Here is a 22603-nt window from a genome sequence, read left to right as displayed (position 1 = left end):
GCCGGGGAGGACCCGGCCGGCTGAGTTCCGCGGCGGGTCAGTCGCGCACCCGCACCACCTTCAGCGCGGGCGACCTCAGGATGTCCTGCTCGCAGAAGCGCTCCGTCACCCACTTCTTCTGCGAGAACAGGTGCGTCTGGTCGCCGGAGTGTGCCGAGTTCGGGTTCGACGACTGGGAGTACGTGAGCAGCGTGCGCGCCACCGGGCAGCGCCCGCCGTCCCAGCCGACCGCCTGGATGTAGCTCGACCCGTGCGCGACCTCCGTGTACCCACCGCCCGCGGCGTTCCACACCGGCTCGACCTTGTTCCAGACGCCGAGCGCCTCCGTGCCGCCGTGCACCGGGATCCGCTGACCGCCGCGCACGACGAACTGGTGCTCGCCCAGCTTCGCGTCCAACGGGATCTTCGCGCCCCGCAGTTCGGCCACCGCGTCGGCGAGCGCCGTCGCGAAGGCGGGGTTCGCCGTGTCGAGCGTGCGCGGCGTACGGACCGGGTCGGCCGGGTCGAAGGGCACCTTCCACAGCGCCGCCGGCGCCACCGCGGCCGTCACCTTGCGCCAGAACCGGTCGAAGAGGAGAGCGCCCCGGCTGCCGGTGTCCATCCGCCGGTCCCACGCGGCCAGTGCGGCACACGCACCCGACATGTCAACTGCCGTGCCGTCACTGCCCGTTGCCGTACCGCCGGGCAGCGCCGCGCACGCCTTCGCCGCGTCCGCCGCCGCCAGGTCACCGGCCGGAGCCCGGTCCGCGAACTGCTGTTTCTGCAGATCGGCCACGGTCAGCGAGCCCTTGCCCGCCATCGCCGCGACGTCCTCGATCGCGCCGCGCGTCCGCATCGACCGCGGCGTGCCCACCGTCCCGAAGACCCGCTCGTACCCCGTCAACGGACGGTCGGCGTTGGCCAGCCAGGCGCTGTCGTTCGAATTCTCCGCGTACGGGGCGTCCTTGAGGACCGGCATCCTCGACGGGCCGAAGATGCCCGGCTGCACCGCGTCCTTGTCCGCACCGAGCGCACAGTCACCGCGCGAACCGTCCAGGATCGCGACACCCGACGCCGGATACGTGACCTTGCCGAGCGCCGTCGAGCAGCGCGCCGCCAGATCGTCGGTGATCCGCGGCAGGACCTGCGACTGCGTGAACAGCGAATGACCCGCGGAGTCCGCCGCGATCGTGTTCACCCACGGAATGCCCTGCGTGCGGCGCAACGCCGTCAGGATGTCGTCCGTCGAGCGCGCCTTGCTGAACCCGAGCGCCGTGTCGGAGGCGCGGAGGTTGACCGCGTTCGGATCGTTGAGCGCGTACGCCGTCGACGCCGTCCAGGGCAGCGGCAACTGCGCGCCGAGCGAGGTGACGACCGGCCCGTACCGCGTCCACCACTGCGTCCGGGTCACGTCGGCGCCGCCCTTCACGGGCACCGTCACCGTCCGCTTCGTCATCCGCTCCCGCTCGCCGTCCACCAGGTACGCCGTCGGATCCGACGGGTCGAGGGTGAGCTGGTGCAGGTTGAGGGTGACGCCCGTCGCGACGGTGTGGCTCCACGCGATGTGCGCGTTGTGCCCGATGGAGATGCCGGTGGTACCGAGCAACGACCCGCCCATGACGTTCAGTTCACCGGGGATCGTCTGCTGCGACTGCCAGAAGCGGCGGCCGCCCTGCCACGGATAGTGCGGATTGCCGAGCAGCAGCCCGCGCCCGTTCGCCGTCGTCGCGCCGCTGAACGCCACGGCGTTGGACCCCATGGCGGAGTCGTCCTGCGCGAACAACTCGCGCGCGGCGTCGGCGACTTCGCGCTTGTCGGCCGGGCTCGGCGCCGCCGCTCCCGCGGTCGGCGGCTGCGCGGCCGTGATGCCGTCCACGCCGCGCCCCTGCCCGCCGAGCACCGAGATGGCGAAGCCGCGCGCCGCCACGTCCAGCGCCGTGACCGGCTTCACCCAGCCGGCGCCCTTGCACGCCGGGTCGGTGATCGGGTTCTGCTTCAGCCACGCGTTGTACCCGGCGGCCCAGCCGCGCATCGCGTCCTTCGCGTGCCGGCTCGGCCCCGCCGGAGCGGGCGTGGCGAGCAGCTTCTCGACGGTGCGGGTCTCGCGCACGCCCCGGAAGTACAGGTCGCTGGAGAGGTTCTTGGTGGCCGACGACAGCGATCCGTCGGGCGCGCCGTCCGCCCCGAACCAGCGCGACCGCTCACCCCGTACGGTCACGAACCCGTCGGCGAGCGTGCACACCTGGTCGGCGGCCTGCGCCCAGCCGGTGCCGAAGCCGAGGTTCGCGTAGTCCTTGGCCACGATGTGCGGAATGCCGTACTCGGTGTAGCGGATGGTCGCCGACAGGCCGGCGCCGTGCGGGCCGTGCGACCGCTCGGCGGCCACCGACGGCAGCATCGAGGTGCTGGTCACCGTGGCCGACAGGGCGATTCCGACGGCCGCGAGGCGCCATTGTCTCGGGCGGGTACGCATCGTTCTCCCAACTGCTGTGCGAACAGGGGCGGTTGAGCGTACCAAGCGGTATGTCAGGTGCCGAGGGGTTGGCGGCACACGTCTTGACCTGGCGTCCGCCACCGCACAGGATCACGCCATGACGACGTCACAGGCAGCAGGAGCGGCAGGCAGCACCGTCGACGGAGTGCTGCGGCGCAGCGCCCGCCGCACCCCCGCGCGCGTCGCCGTCCGCTACGGGGCGCGCTCATGGACGTACGAGGAACTCGACGCCGCCGTCTCGCGCGCGGCCGGCGTCCTGCGCGCCCAGGGCCTCGCGCCCGGCGACCGCGTCGGCGCCTACGGACACAACTCCGACGCGTACCTCATCGGCTTCCTCGCCTGCTCCCGCGCGGGCCTCGTGCACGTCCCCGTCAACCAGAACCTGACCGGTGACGACCTCGCCTACATCGTGGGCCAGTCCGGCAGCGAGCTCGTGCTCACCGACCCTGACCTCGCCGGACGCCTGCCCGAGGGCATGCGCACCCTGGCGCTGCGCGACGCGGACGACTCGCTGCTCGCGCTCCTCGACGCGGCGGTCCCGTACGACGGTCCGGAGCCGGCCTCCGACGACCTGGTGCAACTCCTCTACACCTCCGGCACGACCGCCCTGCCCAAGGGCGCCCGGATGTCGCACCGGGCGCTCGTCCACGAATACGTCAGCGCCATCCACGCGCTCGACCTCAAGGAGACGGACCGCCCCGTCCACTCGCTGCCGCTGTACCACTCGGCGCAGATGCACGTCTTCCTGCTGCCCTACCTCGCCGTCGGCGCCACCAGCACGATCCTGGACGCGCCCGACGCCGTCCGGATCTTCGACCTGGTGGAGGCGGGCGAGGCGGACAGCCTCTTCGCGCCGCCGACCGTGTGGATCGGCCTGTCCCAGCACCCGGAGTTCGCCGCGCGCGACCTCGGCGGGCTGCGCAAGGCGTACTACGGCGCGTCGATCATGCCGGTGCCCGTCCTGGAGCGGCTGCGCGCACGCCTACCCGGCCTCGCCTTCTACAACTGCTTCGGGCAGAGCGAGATCGGCCCGCTCGCCACCGTCCTCGGACCCGACGAGCACGACGGCCGCATGGACTCCTGCGGGCGGCCCGTCCTCTTCGTCGAGGCGAAGGTCGTCGACGAGGACGGCAAGGACGTGCCGGACGGCACCCCGGGCGAGGTCGTCTACCGCTCACCCCAGCTCTGCGACGGCTACTGGGACAAGCCGGAGGAGACCGGACAGGCCTTCCGCGACGGCTGGTTCAGGTCGGGCGACCTCGCCGTGCGCGACGCCGAGGGCTACTTCACCGTCGTCGACCGCGTGAAGGACGTCATCAACTCCGGCGGCGTACTGGTCGCATCACGCCAGGTCGAGGACGCCCTCTACACCCACCCGGCCGTCGCCGAGACCGCCGTGATCGGCCTGCCGGACGAACGCTGGATCGAGGCGGTCACGGCCGTCGTCGTCCGTGCAGCCGAGGTCACCGAACCCGAACTCCTCACCCACGCCCGCGAGAACCTCGCCCACTTCAAGGCGCCGAAGCGCATCCTGTTCGTGGACGAGCTGCCGCGCAACGCGAGCGGGAAGATCCTGAAGCGGGAACTGCGGGATCGCTTCGCCGGCGAGGGCTCAGGGGGAGAGGAAACTCCGTGACATCGCGGACAGCGGCCATCGACTTCTCGTTCAGCCAAGCGAACACCGTGCGGGGGCTGTTGAAGGCCCTCGCGGAGGGCGGCTGGTCGGAGCAGGAGCCGATGGGCGTCTCGTACGTCGTGAACAGTGACGGCCTCTTCGACTGGCAGTGGGCGACACGCGACCGTGGGGACGAGGTCGTCGCCCTGCTCGACAGCTCGCAGGCCGACGCGTACGACGTGGGGCTGTGCGTCTATCACGCGCTTGCCGAAACCGGCGGGCAGCTTCTGCTGAGCCCCGGGCGGACCGAATGTTCCTTTGCTCCCACCATCAACCGGCGCAGCATCGACGACGCCTTTCACTTCACTGACATGTCCTGGTACCTGGGCGCTCTCGTGCCGCGTTTGATCCCTCTCGGGCTCACCGGCTACGAGGTGTGTGATCGCACGCCGTCCTGGTACGACACCACCGCACCGGCGGCGCTCAGCCCTTCCGCGGATCCCGCAGATCCACGATCCGCTTGATCTTTCCCACCGACCGCTCAAGCGTCTCCGGGTCCACGACCTCCACGTCCACCGTCACCCCGACCCCGTCCTTCATCCCCGCCGCGATGGCGCGCGCCGCGGCTTCGCGGTCCGTCGGGGTCGCGTCCGGTCGGGCCTCCGCGCGGATCGTCAGGGCGTCCATGCGGCCCTCGCGGGTGAGGCGGAGCTGGAAGTGCGGGGCGACGCCGGGGGTGCTCAGGACGATCTCCTCGACCTGGGTGGGGAAGAGGTTCACCCCGCGCAGGATGACCATGTCGTCGCTGCGGCCGGTGATCTTCTCCATGCGGCGGAACCCGGGGCGCGCCGTGCCCGGCAGGAGGCGCGTCAGGTCTCTTGTGCGGTACCGGATGATCGGCATCGCCTCTTTGGTGAGCGAGGTGAAGACCAGCTCGCCGTGTTCGCCCTCGGGCAGCACCTCGCCGGTGATCGGGTCGACGACCTCCGGGTAGAAGTGGTCCTCCCAGATGTGCAGGCCGTCCTTGGTCTCCACGCATTCCTGCGCGACACCGGGGCCGACGACCTCCGACAGGCCGTAGATGTCGACGGCGTCGATGCCCGCCCGCTCCTCGATCTCGCGCCGCATCTCCTGGGTCCACGGCTCCGCGCCGAAGATGCCCACCTTCAGGGACGTGGTGCGCGGGTCCACGCCCTGGCGCTCGAACTCGTCGAGGAGCGTCAGCATGTACGAGGGCGTCACCATGATGATCTCGGGCTTCAGGTCGACGATGAGCCGGACCTGCCGCGCGGTCATGCCGCCGGACGCGGGGACGACCGTGCAACCGAGCCGCTCCGCGCCGTAGTGCGCGCCGAGGCCGCCCGTGAACAGGCCGTACCCGTACGCGACATGGACGGTGTCGCCGGGCCGCCCGCCCGCCGCGCGGATCGCCCGCGCCACCATGTCCGCCCACATCGACAGATCGGCCTCGGTGTAGCCGACCACCGTGGGCAGACCGGTCGTGCCGCTGGAGGCGTGCAGCCGCCGCACCTGGGACTTGTCCACGGCGAACAGCCCGAAGGGGTAGTTCTCGCGCAGGTCCGCCTTGGTCGTGAAGGGGAAGCGGGCCAGGTCCGCGAGCGTCGCGCAGTCGTCGGGGCGCACGCCCGCCTTGTCGAACGCGTCGCGGTAATGCGGCACCCGCTCGTACACCCGGTGCAGCGTCGCCCGCAGCCGCTCCAGCTGAAGCTCCCGCAGCTCCGTGACCCCGAGCCGCTCGCCCGCGTCCTGCCAGTCCTTCACATCCGCCATCGACTGCACTCCCGACCGATCATTCGGTTGACCTGCTGCCGTCAGTAATTCAAGGCGGGCCCGCCGACGTCAAGACATGCGGCACACCTGGTCGGCGAAGCCGCAAACACGTTGCCGCCGGCGTCGTACGCCTGTGATGATCACGCCATGTTCACGTTCACCGCCCCGGACGGCACCGGACTCGCCTGTCATGTACGGGGTTCGGGCCCGCCCCTGGTCTGCGTTCCGGGCGGTCCGATGCGGGCCTCGGAGTACCTCGAGGACCTGGGCGGGCTCACCGCTCACCGCACGCTGTACCTCCTCGACCTGCGCGGTACGGGACAGTCGGCGGCCCCGGCCGACCCGGCGACGTACCGCTGCGACCGGCAGGTCGCCGACGTGGAGGCGCTCCGCGTCCACCTCGGCCTGGAGCGCATGGACGTCCTCGCCCACTCGGCGGGCTGCAACCTCGCCGCCCTGTACGCGGCCCGCCACCCGCACCGCCTCGCTCGGCTCGTCCTGGTGACGTCCGCGCAGTGGGCGCTGGGGATCAGGCCGACGGTCGGCGAGCGGCTCGCGGCGGCGCGGCTGCGGGGCGACGAGCCGTGGTTCGCGGCGGCCTACGCCTCGTACGAGCAGCTCCTCGCCGGGGACGACGACCCGGACGACGGGCAGTACCTCTACGACGCGTTCTTCTACGGCCGCTGGGACGAGCGGGCCCGGGCCCACGCCGCGCTCACCGACGCCCAGACCGACGACGCGGCCGGGGCGCGGTACGGCGACGCCGCCGCCTTCGACCCGCCCGCGACCCGCGCCGCCCTCGCCCACCTCGACGCGCCCGTCCTCCTGATCGCCGGCGCCCTCGACGGCAACCCGGACCCCGCGCTCGTGCACCGCGCCGCCGCGTCCTACCCGCGCGGCCGAGTCGTCGTCCAGCCCGGCGCCGCGCACTACCCCTGGCTCGACGACCCCGCGTTCTTCGTGTCGAGCGTCGAGGAGTTCCTCGCGACGTCCTGACCGGGCGCCTGAAGCACGTACGGCGTCGTCGTTCCGAGCGCCACGAACCCGAGCCGCTCCAGGATCGGCCTGCTGTACGACGACGCGTCGACATGTACGTACGAGAATACGTGCGCGACGGCGATCTCCACCCGGAACGCGACGAGCGAGCGGTAGATCCCGCGGCCGCGCCACTCGGGCACCGTGCCCCCGCCCCACAGGCTCGCGAAGTCCGTGCCCGGGTGCAGTTCGAGGCGGGCGGCGCTGACCGGTTCGTCGCCGTGCAGGGCCACGACGGCGGGCACGGTCGCCGGATCGTGCGCGAGCTGCCGGCGCAGCTGATGCCCGATCGAGGTGCGGCCGCCGTCGAAGGCCCGGTCGTGCACCTCCTCGACCAGCTTGATGTGGTCCTCGTCGGTCACCGGCAGCAGCCGGATCCCGTCCGGCGGCGCGACATCGACCGCGAGCCCGGCCGCGTCCGCCACGAGCAGCGTCTCCGTCTCCTCGGCGACGAACCCGGCAGCGATCAGGCGCGCGGGGAGGTCGGCGGGCCGGTCGTGGCCGTACGTCTTCCACTCCACTTCGAGCCCCGACGCGCCGAAGAACCGCGCCTGTTCGGCGATGACCGCGTCGGCGTTCTCCTCGTCGAGGTCCGACCACAGCACCCACCCGCCCACGGGACCGACCTGCCGTACGACACCGCCGACCCGCTCGACCCGCGCCCCCGGCTCGTCGGGCCGCGCCTCGCGCCGCATCTGCCGGTCGTAAAGGGCCAGCACCTTGTCGTGATCCATTCGGTCACTTCAGCACCGGCGCGGAGCAGCGGCAACCGGATTAGGGTGCGGTCCATGCCCGACGCGACAGCTACCTCGGTGCGGCGGTTCTACGACGAGCTGGCGCCCGACTACCACCGGATCTTCGCCGACTGGGACGCGAGCATGGACCGCCAGGCCCGGGCGCTCGACGCCCTGCTCGGCCCGGCCCGGCGCCGCGTCCTCGACTGCGCCTGCGGCATCGGCACCCAGGCGATCGGCCTCGCCCGGCGCGGCCACGACGTCACCGGCAGCGATCTGAGTCCGGTCGCCGCCGCCCGCGCCACGGCGGAGGCCGCGGCGCGCGGAGTGCGCCTCCCGGCGACGGCCGGGGATCTGCGCGCCCTGCCCTTCGCCCCGGCGGCCTTCGACGCGGTGGTGTGCGCCGACAACTCCCTGCCGCACCTGCTGACCGAGGCCGACGTGCACACGGCACTCACCGGCATGCGCCGGGTCCTGCGCGCCGACGGCCTGCTGATCCTCACGGTCCGCGACTACGACGCCCTGCGCCGCACCCGCCCGGCCTCCACCCCGCCCCAGACCTCGACGGCCCCCGACGGCGCCACCGCGATCACCTTCCAGCTCTGGCACTGGCACGACGACGGCGAACGCTACGACCTGCGCCACTTCCAGCTCGTCCCCGACGGCCCGGACGGCGCCGACTGGCGGGTCCGTGAACGCCGCACCACCTACTGGGCGCTGACCGCACGGCAGTTGACGGACTTGGTGACCCGGGCCGGCTTCACCGACGTCACCTGGCACTCACCCGAGGAGAGCGGCTTCTACCAGCCGGTGCTCACCGCTCGCCGCTGACGAGCCGGCGCAGCGCGGCCGTCAACGCCTCGGCCTCGCCGTCGCCGAGCGGTGCGAGGAAGGCCTTCTCCGCCCGCGCGCGGGCCCGTTCCGCCCGGCGCAGCCGGTCCCGTCCCGTGGCGGTGAGCGCGACGACGTTCTTGCGCCGGTCCTCCGCGCTGCGCCGCCGCTCCACCAGCCCGGTGTCCTCCAGCCGGTCGACGAGCGCCACCATCGTCGTACGGTCCACGCCGATCCGCCCGGCCAACTCGGCCTGGGACAAGGGGTCTTCGGCGGCGATGACCACGAGCACTGCCAACGTGTGTCCGTCGATGCCGAACGGCCGCAACGCCTCGGCCACGTCCCGTGCGAGACGGGCCTGCGCGTGCTTGAGGAGATACCCGAGGCGCGTGGAGAGGACGTCGGGGCTCTGATGCTGCTGTCCGGACATACCGCCACTGTACCCACGACTGACGATGGTCAGGACTGATGGTCAGTGGCCATAATCATCAGCTACGCTGACGATATTGCCTGTCCGTGCCCGGCAGGACCAGGGGAGGACCTGATGAAGCAGCACCCGGCACCGCAGACCCCGGCCACTCGCGCCACGCCCGTCACCTTCGGCATCAAGACCCCGCCCATGCACGTCTCGTACGACGAGATCCTGCGGGTGTGGCAGGAGGCCGACCGTGTCCCGCAGATCACCGACGCCTGGTTGTGGGACCACTTCCTGCCGCTCGTCGGCCCCAAGAGTGGGGCCACGTACGAGAGCTGGACCCTGTTGTCCGCGCTCGCGGCCCGCACGAGCCGGCTGCGGCTCGGCGTGCTCGTGACCGGAAACCGGGCCCGCCACCCGGCCGTGCTCGGCAAGACCGCCACCACCGTCGACGTCATCTCCGGCGGCCGCCTCGTCATGGGTATCGGCGTCGGCGGCACCGTGCAGCGGCCCGGCGCCGGCGGAGTCCCGGGACCCAATCCTGCGGCCGAGGAGTACGCGGCGTACGGCCTCGACCTCGTATCGCCCGGCGAGGGTGTGGAGCGGCTCGCCGAGACGCTCACCATCCTGCGGCGCATGTGGACCGAGGACGTCTTCGACCACGAGGGCCGCCACTACACCCTCAAAGGCACCCGCAACGAACCCAAGCCGGTGCAGCGTCCCGGCCCGCCGCTGCTCGTCGGCGGCTGGGGCGACCGGGTGCTGCGCCTGGTCGCCGCCCACGCCGACCTCTGGAACATCCCCGGGCCGCCGCACCGTCCGATCTCCTGCGTCGCCGAACGCGGCGCCCGCCTCGACGAACTCTGCGCCGAACTCGGCCGCGACCCAGGGGAGATCGTCCGTTCGGCGCAGCTGACGGCCTCCTACGACGACCCGGCCGCGACCCGGGCCCTGGTCGCGGAACTCGTGGCGACCGGCGTCACCCATGTCGTCCTCGGGCTGCCCCGCCCGTACCCGGCGGGGGTGGCGTCGTGGATCGCCGAGCAGGTCATCGACCCCGTGTGCGCCGAACTCGCTCTTCCGGTCGGCTGAGCGGGCAGGGCGCGGCGCCGGGGCCGGACGCTTCGTCGCCGCTATGCGCCCGCCGACTCCGCCGCCACCGCCCGGGCCCACCGGTAGTCCGCCTTGCCGCTCGGCGACCGCTGGATGCGGTCCGTCACGACCAGCTGGCGCGGGATCTTGTACCCGGCGAGATGGGAGCGGCAGTGCTTCTGGATCGTCGGAAGGTCCAAAGGGGCCGCACCGTCGCGGAGTTGGACCACCGCCGCCACGTGGTTGCCCCACTTCTCGTCCGGCACCCCGGCGACGAGTGCGTCGTAGACGTCCGGGTGGGACTTCAGCGCCTGCTCGACCTCTTCGGGATAGACCTTCTCGCCACCGGTGTTGATGCACTGCGAGCCGCGCCCGAGCACCGTCACGATGCCGTCCGCGTCGACCGTCGCCATGTCGCCGAGCAGCACCCAGCGCTCGTCGCCCTTCTGGAAGAACGTCTCGGCGGTCTTCTTCGGGTCGTTGTAGTAGCCGAGCGGGACGTGCCCGCGCTGTGCGATCCGGCCGACCTCGCCGACGGCGACCGGCTCGTACGTCGCCGGATCCACCACCTGGGTACGGGAGTTGACCCGCAGGCGGAATCCCTGACCCGCGCCCGAGTCGTCGGTCGCCGTGCCGTTGAAGCCGGACTCGGACGAGCCGAAGTTGTTCAGGAGCATCACGTTCGGGACCAGCGCCTGGAACTGTGCGCGCACCGTGTCCGACATGATCGCGCCCGAGGACGAGACGCTGAACATCGACGAGCAGTCCGTGCCCTTGAGCGGTCCGCTCAGGGCGTCGATCAGCGGGCGCAGCATCGCGTCGCCCACCAGCGACATGCTCGTCACCTTCTCCTTCTCGATGGTGCGCAGCACCTCCTCGGGGACGAACTTGCGGTGGATGACGATGCGTTGGCCGAAGTTGAAGCCGATGAAGGCCGTGAGGGTGGACGTGCCGTGCATCAGCGGGGGAGTGGGGAAGAAGGTGATGCCGTCGCCGCCCGCGGCCACCCGCTCCGCCAGCTCCTCCGGCCGCGACACCGGTTCGCCCGTCGGCGCGCCGCCACCCAACCCCGAGAAGAACAGGTCCTCCTGACGCCACATCACACCCTTGGGCATGCCGGTCGTGCCGCCGGTGTAGATGATGAACTGGTCGTCCGCCGACCGCGCGGCGAACCCGCGACCCGGCGACCCGGCGGCCTCCGCCTCCGTGAAGTCCACTGCCTTGAGCGGCGGCGCATCCGGCGCCGGGGTCCCCACCCGCACCAGATGCCGCAGCTTCTCCGTCCGCGGCAGCGCCGCCGCCACGCGCTCGGTGAACTCCGCGTCGAAGACCAGGGCCGCCAGATCGGCGTCCCGGTAGAGATAGACCAACTCCTCTTCCACGTACCGGTAGTTGACGTTGACCGGGACGACCCGCGCCTTGAGGCAGCCGAGTACCGTCTGGAGGTACTCGATGCCGTTGTAGAGGTGCAGGCCCAGATGCTCGCCGGGCCGGATCCCGCTGTCGACCAGGTGGTGCGCGATGCGGTTGGCCGCCGCGTCCAGCTCCGCGTACGTCAGCCGGCGCTCCGCACCCGTGCCCGGGTGGTCGATGTGGACGAGCGCCTCGCGGTCCGGGACCACGTCGACGACCGACTCGAACAGGTCGGCAAGGTTGTACTCCACCGCTCCTCCTGACCCAGGCCGCATCTCGTGTGGCCGTCATCAGAGCAGACGGTGCAACAAGGCGGAAGGGGCCCCGCACGAGAAATCTGACTGTCTGTCAGAAAACTCTTGAACTGGCCGGTCCCCTCCTGCAACCTGTTCTCGTCCTGAGGGTCTTGAGGCTCGTGCTGACTGGAGGACCGCCATGGGTGGGACCGAACATCTCGACGTACGGCGCGAGGGCGCGACGCTCGTGCTCACGCTCAACAGGCCCGAATCCAAGAACGCGCTGTCCCTGCCGATGCTCGTCGGCCTCCACGACGGATGGCTGGAGGCGGACGCCGACGACGGGATCCGCTCGATCGTGCTCACCGGCGCCGGCGGGACGTTCTGCGCCGGCATGGACCTCAAGGCCCTTGCGGGCAAGGGCATGGCGGGGGAGCAGTACCGCGACCGCCTGAAGGCCGACCCCGACCTGCACTGGAAGGCGATGCTGCGCCACCACCGGCCGCGCAAGCCCGTGATCGCCGCGGTCGAGGGCCACTGCGTGGCCGGCGGCACGGAGATCCTCCAGGGCACGGACATCCGGGTGGCGGGGGAGTCGGCCACGTTCGGCCTGTACGAGGTCAGGCGCGGCCTCTTCCCGATCGGCGGCTCGACCGTACGGCTGCCGCGTCAGATCCCGCGCACCCACGCCCTGGAGATGCTGCTCACCGGCCGCCCCTACCCGGCGGCCGAGGCGGCGGCCATCGGACTCGTGGGCCGCGTCGTCCCCGACGGCACGGCACTCGCCGCCGCGCTGGAGATCGCCGAACAGATCAACGCGTGCGGGCCGCTGGCGGTCGAGGCGGTCAAGGCGTCCGTCTACGAGACCGCCGAGATGACCGAGCCGGACGGACTCGCCGCCGAGCTGAAGCGGGGGTGGCCGATCTTCGACACCGCCGATGCGAAGGAGGGGGCGCGGGCATTTGCTGAGCGGCGTCCGGCGGTTTTTCGCCGCGAGTGACGGCGTTCGTTGCCGGCTGCGGCGCCGTCGTGGCCGGCCGCGCAGTTCCCCGCGCCCCCGAAATGCAGACGCTTCGCGTCGCATTTCCCCGATGAAACGCGCCCCGTGAGATGGCGCACGAAGTGCGCATCTCAGGGGCACGGGGCTGTGTCATGAGCGGCTCCGCCGCGGGGCGCGACCAGCCCCCACCGGACCCGCCCGGCGACGACACCTCACCCCACCCGCACCAAGAAGGAGCCCCGATGACAAGCACCCCGCAACCGCCGGAGGTACTCCGCGCCCCACTGATCGTGGAGTTCCCCTTCACCCGCTCCCTGGGCCCCGTCCAGTCCGCCTTCCTCAGCGGCCTGCGCGACCGCACGGTCCTCGGCGTACGCACGTCCGACGGCAAGGTCCTCGTCCCCCCGGTCGAGTACGACCCCGTCACCGCCGACGAGATACGCGACCTGGTGGAAGTCGGGACGGCCGGCACCGTCACCACCTGGGCCTGGAACCCGCAGCCGCGCCGCGGACAGCCCCTGGACACCCCGTTCGCCTGGGTCCTCGTCAAGCTCGACGGCGCCGACACCGCCCTCCTGCACGCCCTCGACGCCCCCGGGCCGGAGGCCGTGCGCACCGGGCAGCGCGTCCGTGTCCGCTGGGCCGCCGAGCGCACCGGCGCCATCACCGACATCGCCTGCTTCGAACCGGACGACAGCGCCCCGCAGGATGCCCAACCGGCTCCGCACAGCGGCGAGTTCGAGGACGCCGTCACCGGCATCGTCGCCCACGCCCGCCTCGACTACACCTATGGTCCCGGCAAGGCCCAGAGCCGCTACATCAACGCCCTCGCCGAGCACCGCACCGTCGGCGAACGCTGCCCCTCCTGCCACAAGGTCTACGTCCCGCCCCGCGGCGCCTGCCCCACCTGCGGCGTCGCCACGACCGACCAGGTCGAGGTCGGCCCGGCCGGCACCGTCACCACGTACTGCATCGTCAACGTCAAGGCGAAGAACCTCGACATCGAACTGCCCTACGTCTACGCCCACATCGCGCTCGACGGCGCCGACCTCGCGCTGCACGGGCGGATCGCCGGCATCCCGTACGACCAGGTGCGGATGGGCCTGCGCGTCGAACCCGTGTGGAGCGAGGGCGGGCGCTACCCGGACCACTACCGGCCGACCGGCGAACCCGACGCCGACTACGACGCGTACAAGGAGCTGATCTGAATGCGGCCGCCGATCCGGGACATCGCCGTGGTCGCCTTCGGGCAGACCGACCACCGGCGCACCACCGACGAACAGTCGGAGGTGGAGATGCTGATGCCCGTGCTGCACGAGGTGCTCGACGCGACCGGGCTGAAGACCAGCGACATCGGGTTCACCTGCTCGGGGTCGAGCGACTATCTCGCGGGGCGCGCCTTCTCGTTCACCATGGCGCTCGACGGGGTGGGTGCCTGGCCGCCGATCTCCGAGTCGCACGTCGAGATGGACGGCGCCTGGGCGCTGTACGAGGCGTGGACCAAGCTGCTCACCGGCGAGGCCGACACCGCGCTCGTCTACGCGTACGGGAAGTCGTCGCCCGGCAGCGTCCGCGACGTGCTCACCCGGCAGCTCGACCCGTACTACGTCGCCCCGCTGTGGCCCGACTCCGTCGCCCTCGCGGCGCTCCAGGCGCAGGCGCTCATCGACGCGGGCGAGACCGACGAACCGGCCCTCGCCGGGGTCGCCGCCCGCAGCAGGCAGTCCGCCGCGACCAATCCCCACGCCCAACTGCGCGGCCCTGATGTGGCTCACGGCGATTACGTCGTAAATCCGCTGCGCACCGGCGACTGCCCGCCGATCGGCGACGGGGCCGCCGCCGTGATCCTCGCCGCGGGCGACCGTGCCCGCGAGCTGTGCGAGCGGCCCGCCTGGATCCGCGGCATCGACCATCGCATCGAGGCGCACAGCCTCGGGGTGCGCGATCTCACCGACTCCCCGTCCGCACGACTGGCCGCCGAGAATGCCGGTGCCTTCGAACGGCCCGTGGACACCGCCGAGTTGCATGCCCCGTTCACGTCGCAGGAGGTCGTGCTCAGGAAGGCGCTGCGGCTCGGCGACGACGTGACCGTCAACCCGTCCGGCGGCGCGCTCGCCGCCAACCCCGTCATGGCCGCCGGGCTCATCCGCATCGGCGAGGCCGCCGCCCGCATCCACCGGGGGGAGTCCCGCAGGGCGCTCGCGCACGCCACCTCCGGGCCGTGCCTCCAGCAGAACCTGGTCGCCGTACTCGAAGACTCAGCAGGGGAGGGCCAGTGATGGCTGCGTCAGCCAAGGAACCCGTAGCCGTCGTCGGCATCGGTCAGACCAAGCACGTCGCCGCCCGCCGCGACGTCTCCATCGCGGGACTCGTCCGCGAGGCCGCCCAACACGCCCTGGAAGACGCCGAGTTGACCTGGGCCGACATCGACGCCGTCGTCATCGGCAAGGCGCCCGACTTCTTCGAGGGCGTCATGATGCCGGAGCTGTACCTCGCCGACGCGCTCGGCGCCGTCGGCAAACCCATGCTCCGCGTCCACACCGCCGGCTCCGTCGGCGGCTCCACCGCGCTCGTCGCCACGAACCTGATCGCGGGCCGCGTCCACGGCACGGTCCTCACCCTCGCCTTCGAAAAGCAGTCGGAATCCAACGCGATGTGGGGCCTGTCGCTCCCCATCCCCTTCCAGCAGCCGCTGCTCGCCGGAGCCGGCGGCTTCTTCGCCCCGCACGTGCGCGCCTACATGCGGCGGACCGGCGCACCCGACACGGTCGGCTCCCTCGTCGCGTACAAGGACCGGCGCAACGCCCTGAAGAACCCGTACGCGCATCTCCACGAGCACGACATCACGCTGGAGAAGGTGCAGGCGTCCCCGATGCTCTGGGACCCCATCCGCTACTCCGAGACCTGCCCCTCGTCCGACGGCGCCTGCGCCATGATCCTCACCGACCGGGCGGGCGCCGCCCGTTCACCGAAACCCCCTGCCTGGATGCTCGGCGGCGCCATGCGCAGCGAGCCGACGCTCTTCGCGGGCAAGGACTTCGTGTCCCCGCAAGCCGGGAAGGACTGCGCCGCCGACGTCTACCGGCAGGCCGGGATCGCCGACCCGCGGCGCGAGATCGACGCCGTCGAGATGTACGTGCCGTTCTCCTGGTACGAGCCCATGTGGCTGGAGAACCTCGGCTTCGCCGCCGAGGGCGAGGGCTGGAAACTCACCGAGTCCGGTGTCACCGAACTCGACGGCGACCTCCCCGTCAACATGTCGGGCGGTGTCCTGTCCACCAACCCCATCGGCGCCTCCGGCATGATCCGCTTCGCCGAGGCCGCCCTCCAGGTCCGCGGTCAGGCAGGGGAGCACCAGGTGGACGGGGCACGGAAGGTGCTCGGGCACGCCTACGGCGGCGGCTCGCAGTTCTTCTCCATGTGGCTCGTCGGCGCCGAACCGCCCACGCGTTGACCTGAGCGGGTCGATCGCCACCTTCGTGGCCTGTGCGGGGCGGGGACCGATCGCTAGGCTGGCGCACGGACGACGAACCGGGAGGAGCACGGACGTGGCCGAAAGCACCATCGACCAGCACCCGCTCACGGGGTGGGACAAGCCGGACCTGGACCTGAGCGAGGCGGACTGGCGCTCCGGCAGCCGGGGCCTGGGCGATGTCCAGATCGCCTTCGTGGAGGGCTTCATCGCGATGCGCAACGGAGGGAGTCCGCAGAGTCCGTCCCTGATCTTCACGCCGGCCGAGTGGGGAGCGTTCGTGCTGGGCGCCCGTGAGGGCGAGTTCGACCTGACGTAGCCGCACGCCGGGCCCTTCACGGCGCTCTTCATGACTGTTCCTTCCGACACGTGACCTTCGGCCCTGTCCTGTGGCCCTCGCATCGGCGAGCCTTGCCAGTGGAACAGCTGGTCAACACAGGCCGAGGGCACGACGACCGTGCCCGGTGTCGGAGGGAACCCTCATGAACACGCCGCACGCCCTGCCCGTCGTCGCCGCGGTCGACGGATCCGACGACAGCCGACGCGCCCTGGAGTGGGCCATCGCCGAAGCGGCCGGGCGCGGCGCCGACCTGCGCATCGTGCATGTCCGGCAGTACGCGCCCTATCTTCAGCCCGCCGTTCTCGTCGCCGGGCCGGTGGAACCCGCGGACGACCGCGTCCTCGGCACGATCCGCGAGGACCTGGAGAGCCGCGAAGGGCTCCCGCCGGTGGAGTACATCAGCCGCGACGGCATGCCCGCCGTGGTGCTGCCCGAGATGAGCGCCGAGGCGCAGCTCCTCGTGCTCGGCTCGCGCGGGCGCGGCGGCTTCGCCAGTCTGCTGCTCGGCTCGAACGGAGTGGCGGCCGCCCGCGACGCCGTCTGCCCGGTCGTCGTCGTCCCGCCGCCGGGCCGCGCGGTGGACAGCGACACTCCTGTCCCGCCCGGGCCGCGCGTGGTCGTCGGACTCCAGACGGACGATCCGGACGCGACGACGCTCGCCTTCGCGTTCGACCATGCCGCCCGCACAGGGGCCCGGCTCCAGGTCGTGGCCGCCTACCCGTGGCCGGTGCTCGCCTGGACCGCGTTCGGTGACTTCACGCCGACCGCCCAGGACCAGGCGGCGGCGGAGCACGAGACGCTCACCCTGGCCAACGCGGCCGTCGCCGAGCTGCGCGAGTCCCACCCCAAGGTCGAGGTGGACCTTTACATCGCACCCGGCGACGCGGCCGGTCATCTGGTGGAGAACTCGCGGGAGGCGGAACTGGTCGTCGTGGGCCGGCACCGCCGCCGCCTCACCCGCCCCGCTCCGATGCTGGGCTCGGTCACCCAGGCCGTCCTGCTGCACGCGGCCGCCCCGGTCGCGGTGGTCCCGCCGGCCGAGCAGAAGGACTGACTGTCCACAGGGTTCTCTAGCGCAGTACCACGCAACCGCGCCCGGTCAGCTCGCCGAGCAGGCCGGGCGCGACGTGTACGTCGTTCCAGCGCAGATCGAGCTTCTCCAGCGCGGGCAGCTCGGCGATCCACTCCGGCAGGGTGCGCAGCCGGTTGCTCCGCAGGTCCAGGCGGCGCAGCAGCGGAAGGCCGCGCAGCGCCTCGGGCACCGTCCCGAACCGGTTCTCCCGCAGCTCGACTTCGCGCAGTGCGTGCAACTGTCGTACGGACCCGGGGAGTTCGGCCAGCAGATTGCCGCGCAGCCACAGCTCCCGAAGGGACGACAGAGCGCCCATGCTCTCCGGCAGCTGGGTGAGCCGGTTGTGCTGCGCGCGCAGTTCCACGAGGCCGGTGAGGGAGCCGAACGTCGCGGGCAGGGCCGTCAGCCGGTTCTCGCCGACGTTCAGATAGGCGAGGGAAGCCAGCGCCCCGAGCGAGTCCGGCAGCTCCGTGAGCCGGTTGTCGTGCAGGTACAGGAACCGCGACAGACCCGTGAGGTCGCCCAACTGCCGGGGCAGTGACTCCAGTTGATTGTGGCCGAGGTCCAGTGTGTGCAGCCCGGAGAGCGTCCCGATCCGGGCGGGCAGGACCGTCAGCCGGTTGTCGGGCAGGAGCAGGACCTCCAGCTCGGGGTGGTGCCACACTTCGTCGGGTACGGAGTCGAGGCCGGCCTTCCAGTACGAGAGCGTGCCCCCGGTCACGGCCACAGCAGCTGCTTGCGCCAGGCGTCGCCGTTCCGCAGATACGTGAGCCGGGTGTGCCGGCGCGCCTTGTCGCCCTGCCAGAACTCCACCGACTCCGGGCGCACCGTGTGCAGCGTCCAGCCCGGTGCCACCAGGTCGGGGTCCGCGTCCAGCCGGGCCTGCGACGCGCTGACCGCCGCGTCCCGCTCGGCGAGGTCGGTGAGGGGGCGCGACTGCCGGCCGAGGAGCGCCTCCGCGCGGGCGCCCGCGCCGCGTGCCCGGAAGTCGGCCGCGCTCGCCTCGGCGGACTCCGGGGCGACCGGCCCGCGCACCCGCACCTGCCGGGCGAGCTGCGGCCAGTAGAACGTCAGCGCCGCGTACGGGCGCGCCGCGAGATCCCGCGCCTTGACGCTGCCGCCGTCCGAGGCGAACTGCCAGCCGTCGGCCGTCACCGCCTTGAGGATCAGCACCCGCGCCTGCGGATTGCCGTCCTCGCCCGCCGTGGACAGGGTCATCGCGTGCGGCTCGCGCACCCCCGCGTCCAGTGCGCCGAGCAGCCAGTCGGCGAAGAGCTCGGCGGGCGTGGCGGGGGTCGCCCCGGGGTCGAACACGGGCAGTTCCCCCGCGAACACCGCGATGCCGCGCAGCAGTTGACGCAGATCGTCCATGGCGTACCCCGACCCCTCTCACGAACCTAATGGTTGACTGTGAACCTATCATTAGCATCGCCTATGATCGGAGGCATGCGTGACATCAGCACCGGCCCGGACGGCACCCGCCTCGTCCTCGACCTGGCCCTCACCATCCGGCACGACGGCAGCGGCGGCGTCGCCGACGACCTCCTCGCGCCCCTCGGGCTGACCGCCTGGGTGCGCGCGCACGCCGACATGCTGCCCGTGGGCGAGGACTTCACCGCCGACGACGCCGTCCTGGAGCGGGTGCGCGCGGTGCGCGCCGCCGTGCGCGCCCTGTTCGCGCGCGCCGTCCGCCCGGCGGAGCCCAGCCCGGCCGACGTGCGCCGCCTGCTGCCCGTGCCCGAGGCCCTCGCCCGGCTGAACGCCGCGGCCGCGCTGGTGCCCGCCGTCCCCGTGCTCGACTGGGCCGACGGCGACCCGGCGCCGGCCGCCCGCGACACCGCCGTCGTCGCGGCGCCCGACACCGACCTGCTCGTCACCGTCCTCGCCCGCGCCGCGATCGGCTTCCTGACCGGCGACGACCGCCACCGCCTGCGCGCCTGCCACGCCCCGCGCTGTGTGCGCTACTTCCTCAAGGAGCACCCGCGCCAGGAGTGGTGCAAGCCCTCCTGTGGTAACCGCGCCCGCGTCGCCCGTCACCACGAGCGCCACAACTCCCGTACCGAGAAGGTGACATGACCCACCGGTAGGGGCCGGTCGGCGTAGGCTGAGGAGCCTAGAACCGCGGTCTGCACCGGCTCCCCGCGCCGGGCGCACCACCGCGGCAGGGGGTGCGCCATGGGGCAGCGCGGTGGCCGGGACCGCAGGACACTGTTCGAGCGCGAAAGCGAACTCGCCGCCGTCGAGGACGCGTTGAGCGAACTCGCCGGACTGCGCCCGGCAGGCGTCGAGCCGCCCGAGCGCCCGCACGGCGCGCTGCTCGCCGTCGCCGCCCCCGCCGGACTCGGCAAGACGACCCTGCTCTCCGAAGTGCGCCGCAGGGCCGCCGCCAAGGGCTGCACCGTGCTGTACGCGCGCGGCGGCGAACAGGAACAAGGCGTCGCCTTCCATGTCGCGCGCCAGCTCGTCCAGCCCCAGCTCGCCGGCCTGCCCGACGCCGAACTCCGTACCAGGCTGGGCAGTTGGTACGCCATCGTCGGCCCGGCCCTCGGGCTGTGCGCCGCATCCGGGGGAGCCCCGCCCGACCCGCAGGGCCTGCGCGACGGCCTCGACTGGGTGCTCACCCACCTCGCCGTGCAGCGCGCCCCGATGGTCCTCGTCCTCGACGACGCGCACTGGGCCGATCCCGAGTCCCTGAGCTGGCTCGCCGCGTTCGCGCCCCGCGCCGAGGAACTGCCGCTCCTGCTCGTCGTCGCCTACCGCCCCGAGGAACTCCCCGACCACGGCGAGGCATTGCGCGGACTGCCCGGCCGCTCCGGCCGCCGCGCCCTGGGCCTCGAACCGCTCAGCGCCCCCGCCATCGCCCGCCTGGTCCGCGAATCCCTCGGCACCCACGCCGACGACGCGTTCTGCCGCGAGTGCTGGGCCGTCACCGCGGGCAACCCCTTCGAGGCGGTCGAGCTGACCGCGAAGGTCCGCGACCGGGGCCTGATCCCGACCGAGAACGGCGCCCACCTGCTGCGCGACCTCGCCGCCGCGGTCAAGGGCAGCGGACTCGTCGCCATCCTCGAACGCCTGGGCTCCTCCACCGTCCGCCACGCCTGGGCCTGCGCCGTCCTCGGCACCGAGATATCGCCCGAACTCGCCGCCGCCGTCGCCGGGCTGGGCGCCGAGGAAGCCGCCGACGCCACCGACCGGCTGCGCACCGCCCGCATCCTCACCGGCGTGGACACCCTCGAGTTCGTCCACCCGCTGATCGCCACCGCCGTGTACCGCGCCATCCCGCCCGGCGTCCGCGTCGCCCTGCACGGCCAGGCCGCCTGGACCGTGGTCAACGCGGGCCTCGGCTCCTTGGCGGCCGCCCGCCACCTCCTGGAGACACACCCCGACGGTGACCCCTGGGTCGTGCAGCAGCTGCGCTCGGCCGCCCGCGAGACCGTCCGTGCGGGAGCCCCCGACGCGGCCCGCCGCTACCTCGCCCGCGCGCTGCGCGAACCCCCGCCCTTCGACGACCGCGCCGTCGTCCTCTACGAACTCGGCAGCGCCTCCCTGCTCACCGAACCCGCCACCACCGTCAACCACCTGCGCGCCGCCCTGGAAGAACCCATCACCGACCCGGCACTGCGCCACGGCATCGTCTACCGCCTCTCCCAAGTCCTCGCCCACAGCGACCGGTTGGTGGAGGCGTCCGAGACCCTCGCCCGGGAGATCCCCGTCACCGTCGACGCCCGCGTCCGCCTGCGCATGCAGGCCGAGCAGTTCATGTGGGACGCCTTCCGCGCCGACGAACCCGACTCCCCGTCCCGGTCGCGGCGGCTCGCGAAACTCGCCGACCGGCTCACCGGACGCGACCTCACCGAGCGCTACCTCATCGGCCTGCGGACCTGGGACGCCACCCTGCGCGGCGAGCCCGTCGCCACCGTGATCCACCACGCCGAGCGGGCCCTGTCCGGCGGCCTGCGCTGGGCCGCCGACGAGGACCGCGGCTTCGAGGTCCCCGTCCTCGTCGCCCTCTCCTACATGTACGCCGACCGGCCCGGCCGCACCGAGGAACTCTTCGTCGAGGGCATCGCCGACTTCGAGCACGCGGGCTGGCACGGCGCCCACCTCTCCTTCGCGTACACGCTGCTCGCCTACGTCCGCTACCGGCGCGGCCGCCTCGCCGAGGCCGAGGACTTCGTCCGCGCGGGGCTCCGCCTGGCCGAGCGCGTCGGGCCCGGCACCCCCGCCCACTGGTACGCCCTCGGCATCCTCGTCCAGGTCCTCCTCGCGCGCGGCCGCGTCACCGAGGCCGGCACCCTCGCCGAGTCGTACGCCTTCGGGCCGCCGTTCCCCGCGGCCGTCGTCTTCCCCGACTCCCAGACCGTGTACGGGGAACTGCTCCTCGCCCTCGGCCGCACCCAGGAGGCGGCCACCGAACTCGCCGCCGCCGGACGCCGGCTCGACCCGCGCGGCATGCGCAACCCCGCCTGGTGCCCCTGGCAGCTGCACCTCGCCCGCGCCGAGGCACCCGACGCCCCCGACCGCGCCCTCGCCACCGCCCTCGACGCCGTCGAGCGGGCCCGCCAGTTCGGGGCGCCGTCCGCGATCGGACAGGCCCTGCGCGCCGCCGCCGACGTCACCTCCGGCGCGGGCCGCAGCAAACTCCTGGAGGAGTCCGTCGCCCACCTGGAGCGCTCACCGGCGGGCTACGAGCTGGCCTGCTCACTGATCGCCCTCGGCGCGGAACTGCGCCGCACCGGCCACGCCAAGGACGCCGCCGACCTCCTCTACCGCGGCCTGGACGCGGCCGTGACCTGCGGCGCCGACGGCCTCGTGGAGCGGGCCCGCGACGAACTCGCCGCCGCGGGACTGCGCCCCCGCCCGCTGCACGGCGCGGCCACCGACACTCTCACCGCACGCGAACGGGCCGCGGCGTCCGGCGCCGTGCGCGGCCTGTGCCCCGCCGAGATCGGCAGCGAGCTGCACCTCGACGAGGCGACCGTGGTGCGCCTGCTCTCGGCGGTCTACCGCAAGGTCGGCACCGACCAGGCGGGCCTGGCCGCGGCCCTGGGAACCATGACCGACGGACGCGGGCTCTGAGCGGC

General features: G+C 72.6%; 20 protein-coding genes. 13 read left to right on the top strand and 7 right to left on the bottom strand.

Annotation, left to right across the window (positions count from 1 at the left end; genetic code table 11):
• Positions 1–37 precede the first annotated feature (37 nt).
• Positions 38–2452 (bottom strand): penicillin acylase family protein, encoded by a 2415-nt coding sequence (locus AB0L37_RS05305; RefSeq protein ID WP_365500389.1) that lies wholly within the window; start codon positions 2450–2452, stop codon positions 38–40.
• A 118-nt stretch (positions 2453–2570) separates the two neighbouring features.
• Here AB0L37_RS05305 and AB0L37_RS05300 point away from each other — a divergent pair, with 118 nt between their 5' ends.
• Both AB0L37_RS05300 and AB0L37_RS05295 read left to right on the top strand, forming a co-directional pair.
• Positions 2571–4109, top strand: coding sequence for a fatty acyl-CoA synthetase (locus AB0L37_RS05300; RefSeq protein ID WP_365500386.1), 1539 nt, complete (start codon positions 2571–2573; stop codon positions 4107–4109).
• A complete protein-coding gene (locus AB0L37_RS05295) occupies positions 4106–4612 on the top strand; it encodes a hypothetical protein (RefSeq protein WP_365500383.1) in 507 nt (168 codons plus the stop codon). The genes AB0L37_RS05300 and AB0L37_RS05295 overlap by 4 nt, the downstream gene beginning before the upstream one ends.
• Here the strand turns inward: AB0L37_RS05295 and paaK are convergent.
• Positions 4572–5879 carry a phenylacetate--CoA ligase PaaK gene (gene paaK / locus AB0L37_RS05290; protein ID WP_365500380.1) on the bottom strand — a complete coding sequence of 436 codons (1308 nt, stop codon included), beginning with the start codon at positions 5877–5879 and terminating at the stop codon, positions 4572–4574. The two genes, AB0L37_RS05295 and paaK, sit on opposite strands and share 41 nt — an antisense overlap.
• A 147-nt stretch (positions 5880–6026) precedes the next feature.
• On the opposite strand from paaK, the gene AB0L37_RS05285 reads away from it, so the two are divergent.
• The gene (locus AB0L37_RS05285; protein WP_365500377.1) at positions 6027–6875 is read left to right on the top strand and encodes an alpha/beta hydrolase; all 849 of its coding nucleotides are present in this window, start codon (positions 6027–6029) and stop codon (positions 6873–6875) included.
• Here the strand turns inward: AB0L37_RS05285 and AB0L37_RS05280 are convergent.
• Positions 6809–7648: a GNAT family N-acetyltransferase gene (locus tag AB0L37_RS05280; RefSeq protein ID WP_365500374.1), complete on the bottom strand. Its 840-nt coding sequence runs from the start codon at positions 7646–7648 to the stop codon at positions 6809–6811. The two genes, AB0L37_RS05285 and AB0L37_RS05280, sit on opposite strands and share 67 nt — an antisense overlap.
• Before the next feature lie 54 nt (positions 7649–7702).
• On the opposite strand from AB0L37_RS05280, the gene AB0L37_RS05275 reads away from it, so the two are divergent.
• Complete coding sequence (locus AB0L37_RS05275; protein WP_365500371.1) at positions 7703–8479, top strand: methyltransferase domain-containing protein; 777 nt, start codon at positions 7703–7705, stop codon at positions 8477–8479.
• Here AB0L37_RS05275 and AB0L37_RS05270 read toward each other — a convergent pair.
• On the bottom strand, positions 8463–8909 hold the full coding sequence (locus tag AB0L37_RS05270) for a MarR family winged helix-turn-helix transcriptional regulator (protein ID WP_365500368.1): 447 nt from the start codon (positions 8907–8909) through the stop codon (positions 8463–8465). The two genes, AB0L37_RS05275 and AB0L37_RS05270, sit on opposite strands and share 17 nt — an antisense overlap.
• A gap of 114 nt (positions 8910–9023) precedes the next feature.
• On the opposite strand from AB0L37_RS05270, the gene AB0L37_RS05265 reads away from it, so the two are divergent.
• Positions 9024–9986 (top strand): LLM class flavin-dependent oxidoreductase, encoded by a 963-nt coding sequence (locus tag AB0L37_RS05265; protein ID WP_365500365.1) that lies wholly within the window; start codon positions 9024–9026, stop codon positions 9984–9986.
• A 41-nt stretch (positions 9987–10027) separates the two neighbouring features.
• On the opposite strand, the gene AB0L37_RS05260 is transcribed toward AB0L37_RS05265, so the two are convergent.
• Positions 10028–11650, bottom strand: coding sequence for an acyl-CoA synthetase (locus AB0L37_RS05260; RefSeq protein ID WP_365500362.1), 1623 nt, complete (start codon positions 11648–11650; stop codon positions 10028–10030).
• A gap of 184 nt (positions 11651–11834) precedes the next feature.
• Between AB0L37_RS05260 and AB0L37_RS05255 the strand changes: the two genes are divergently transcribed.
• The 6 genes from AB0L37_RS05255 (at position 11835) to AB0L37_RS05230 (ending at position 17501) form a co-directional block, all read left to right on the top strand.
• Positions 11835–12635: a crotonase/enoyl-CoA hydratase family protein gene (locus AB0L37_RS05255; protein ID WP_365500359.1), complete on the top strand. Its 801-nt coding sequence runs from the start codon at positions 11835–11837 to the stop codon at positions 12633–12635.
• A gap of 242 nt (positions 12636–12877) precedes the next feature.
• Entirely contained in the window at positions 12878–13843 is a 966-nt protein-coding gene (locus AB0L37_RS05250) for an OB-fold domain-containing protein (protein WP_365500356.1), read from the top strand.
• Positions 13844–14914, top strand: a complete 1071-nt coding sequence (locus AB0L37_RS05245; protein WP_365500353.1) for a thiolase domain-containing protein — start codon at positions 13844–13846, stop codon at positions 14912–14914.
• A complete protein-coding gene (locus AB0L37_RS05240) occupies positions 14914–16089 on the top strand; it encodes a thiolase domain-containing protein (protein WP_365500350.1) in 1176 nt (391 codons plus the stop codon). The genes AB0L37_RS05245 and AB0L37_RS05240 overlap by 1 nt, the downstream gene beginning before the upstream one ends.
• A 94-nt stretch (positions 16090–16183) precedes the next feature.
• Complete coding sequence (locus AB0L37_RS05235) at positions 16184–16426, top strand: DUF397 domain-containing protein (protein ID WP_365500347.1); 243 nt, start codon at positions 16184–16186, stop codon at positions 16424–16426.
• A gap of 163 nt (positions 16427–16589) precedes the next feature.
• The gene (locus AB0L37_RS05230) at positions 16590–17501 is read left to right on the top strand and encodes a universal stress protein (RefSeq protein WP_365500344.1); all 912 of its coding nucleotides are present in this window, start codon (positions 16590–16592) and stop codon (positions 17499–17501) included.
• Positions 17502–17517: 16 nt separating this feature from the next.
• Here AB0L37_RS05230 and AB0L37_RS05225 read toward each other — a convergent pair whose 3' ends face one another.
• Positions 17518–18240 carry a leucine-rich repeat domain-containing protein gene (locus tag AB0L37_RS05225; RefSeq protein ID WP_365500600.1) on the bottom strand — a complete coding sequence of 241 codons (723 nt, stop codon included), beginning with the start codon at positions 18238–18240 and terminating at the stop codon, positions 17518–17520.
• Positions 18237–18890: a pyridoxal 5'-phosphate synthase gene (locus AB0L37_RS05220; protein WP_365500341.1), complete on the bottom strand. Its 654-nt coding sequence runs from the start codon at positions 18888–18890 to the stop codon at positions 18237–18239. Before AB0L37_RS05220 ends, AB0L37_RS05225 begins: the two co-directional genes overlap by 4 nt.
• 75 nt (positions 18891–18965) lie before the next feature.
• On the opposite strand from AB0L37_RS05220, the gene AB0L37_RS05215 reads away from it, so the two are divergent.
• On the top strand, positions 18966–19595 hold the full coding sequence (locus tag AB0L37_RS05215; protein WP_365500338.1) for a CGNR zinc finger domain-containing protein: 630 nt from the start codon (positions 18966–18968) through the stop codon (positions 19593–19595).
• Between the two features lie 99 nt (positions 19596–19694).
• Positions 19695–22598: an AAA family ATPase gene (locus AB0L37_RS05210; protein WP_365500335.1), complete on the top strand. Its 2904-nt coding sequence runs from the start codon at positions 19695–19697 to the stop codon at positions 22596–22598.
• Positions 22599–22603: the final 5 nt, after the last annotated feature.

Origin of the sequence: Streptomyces sp. NPDC052225 (genome assembly GCF_040679615.1) — a bacterium.
Lineage (GTDB): Bacteria > Actinomycetota > Actinomycetes > Streptomycetales > Streptomycetaceae > Streptomyces.
Note: the sequence above shows the minus strand (reverse complement) of the source record. Positions and strands in the feature narration are given on the sequence as shown.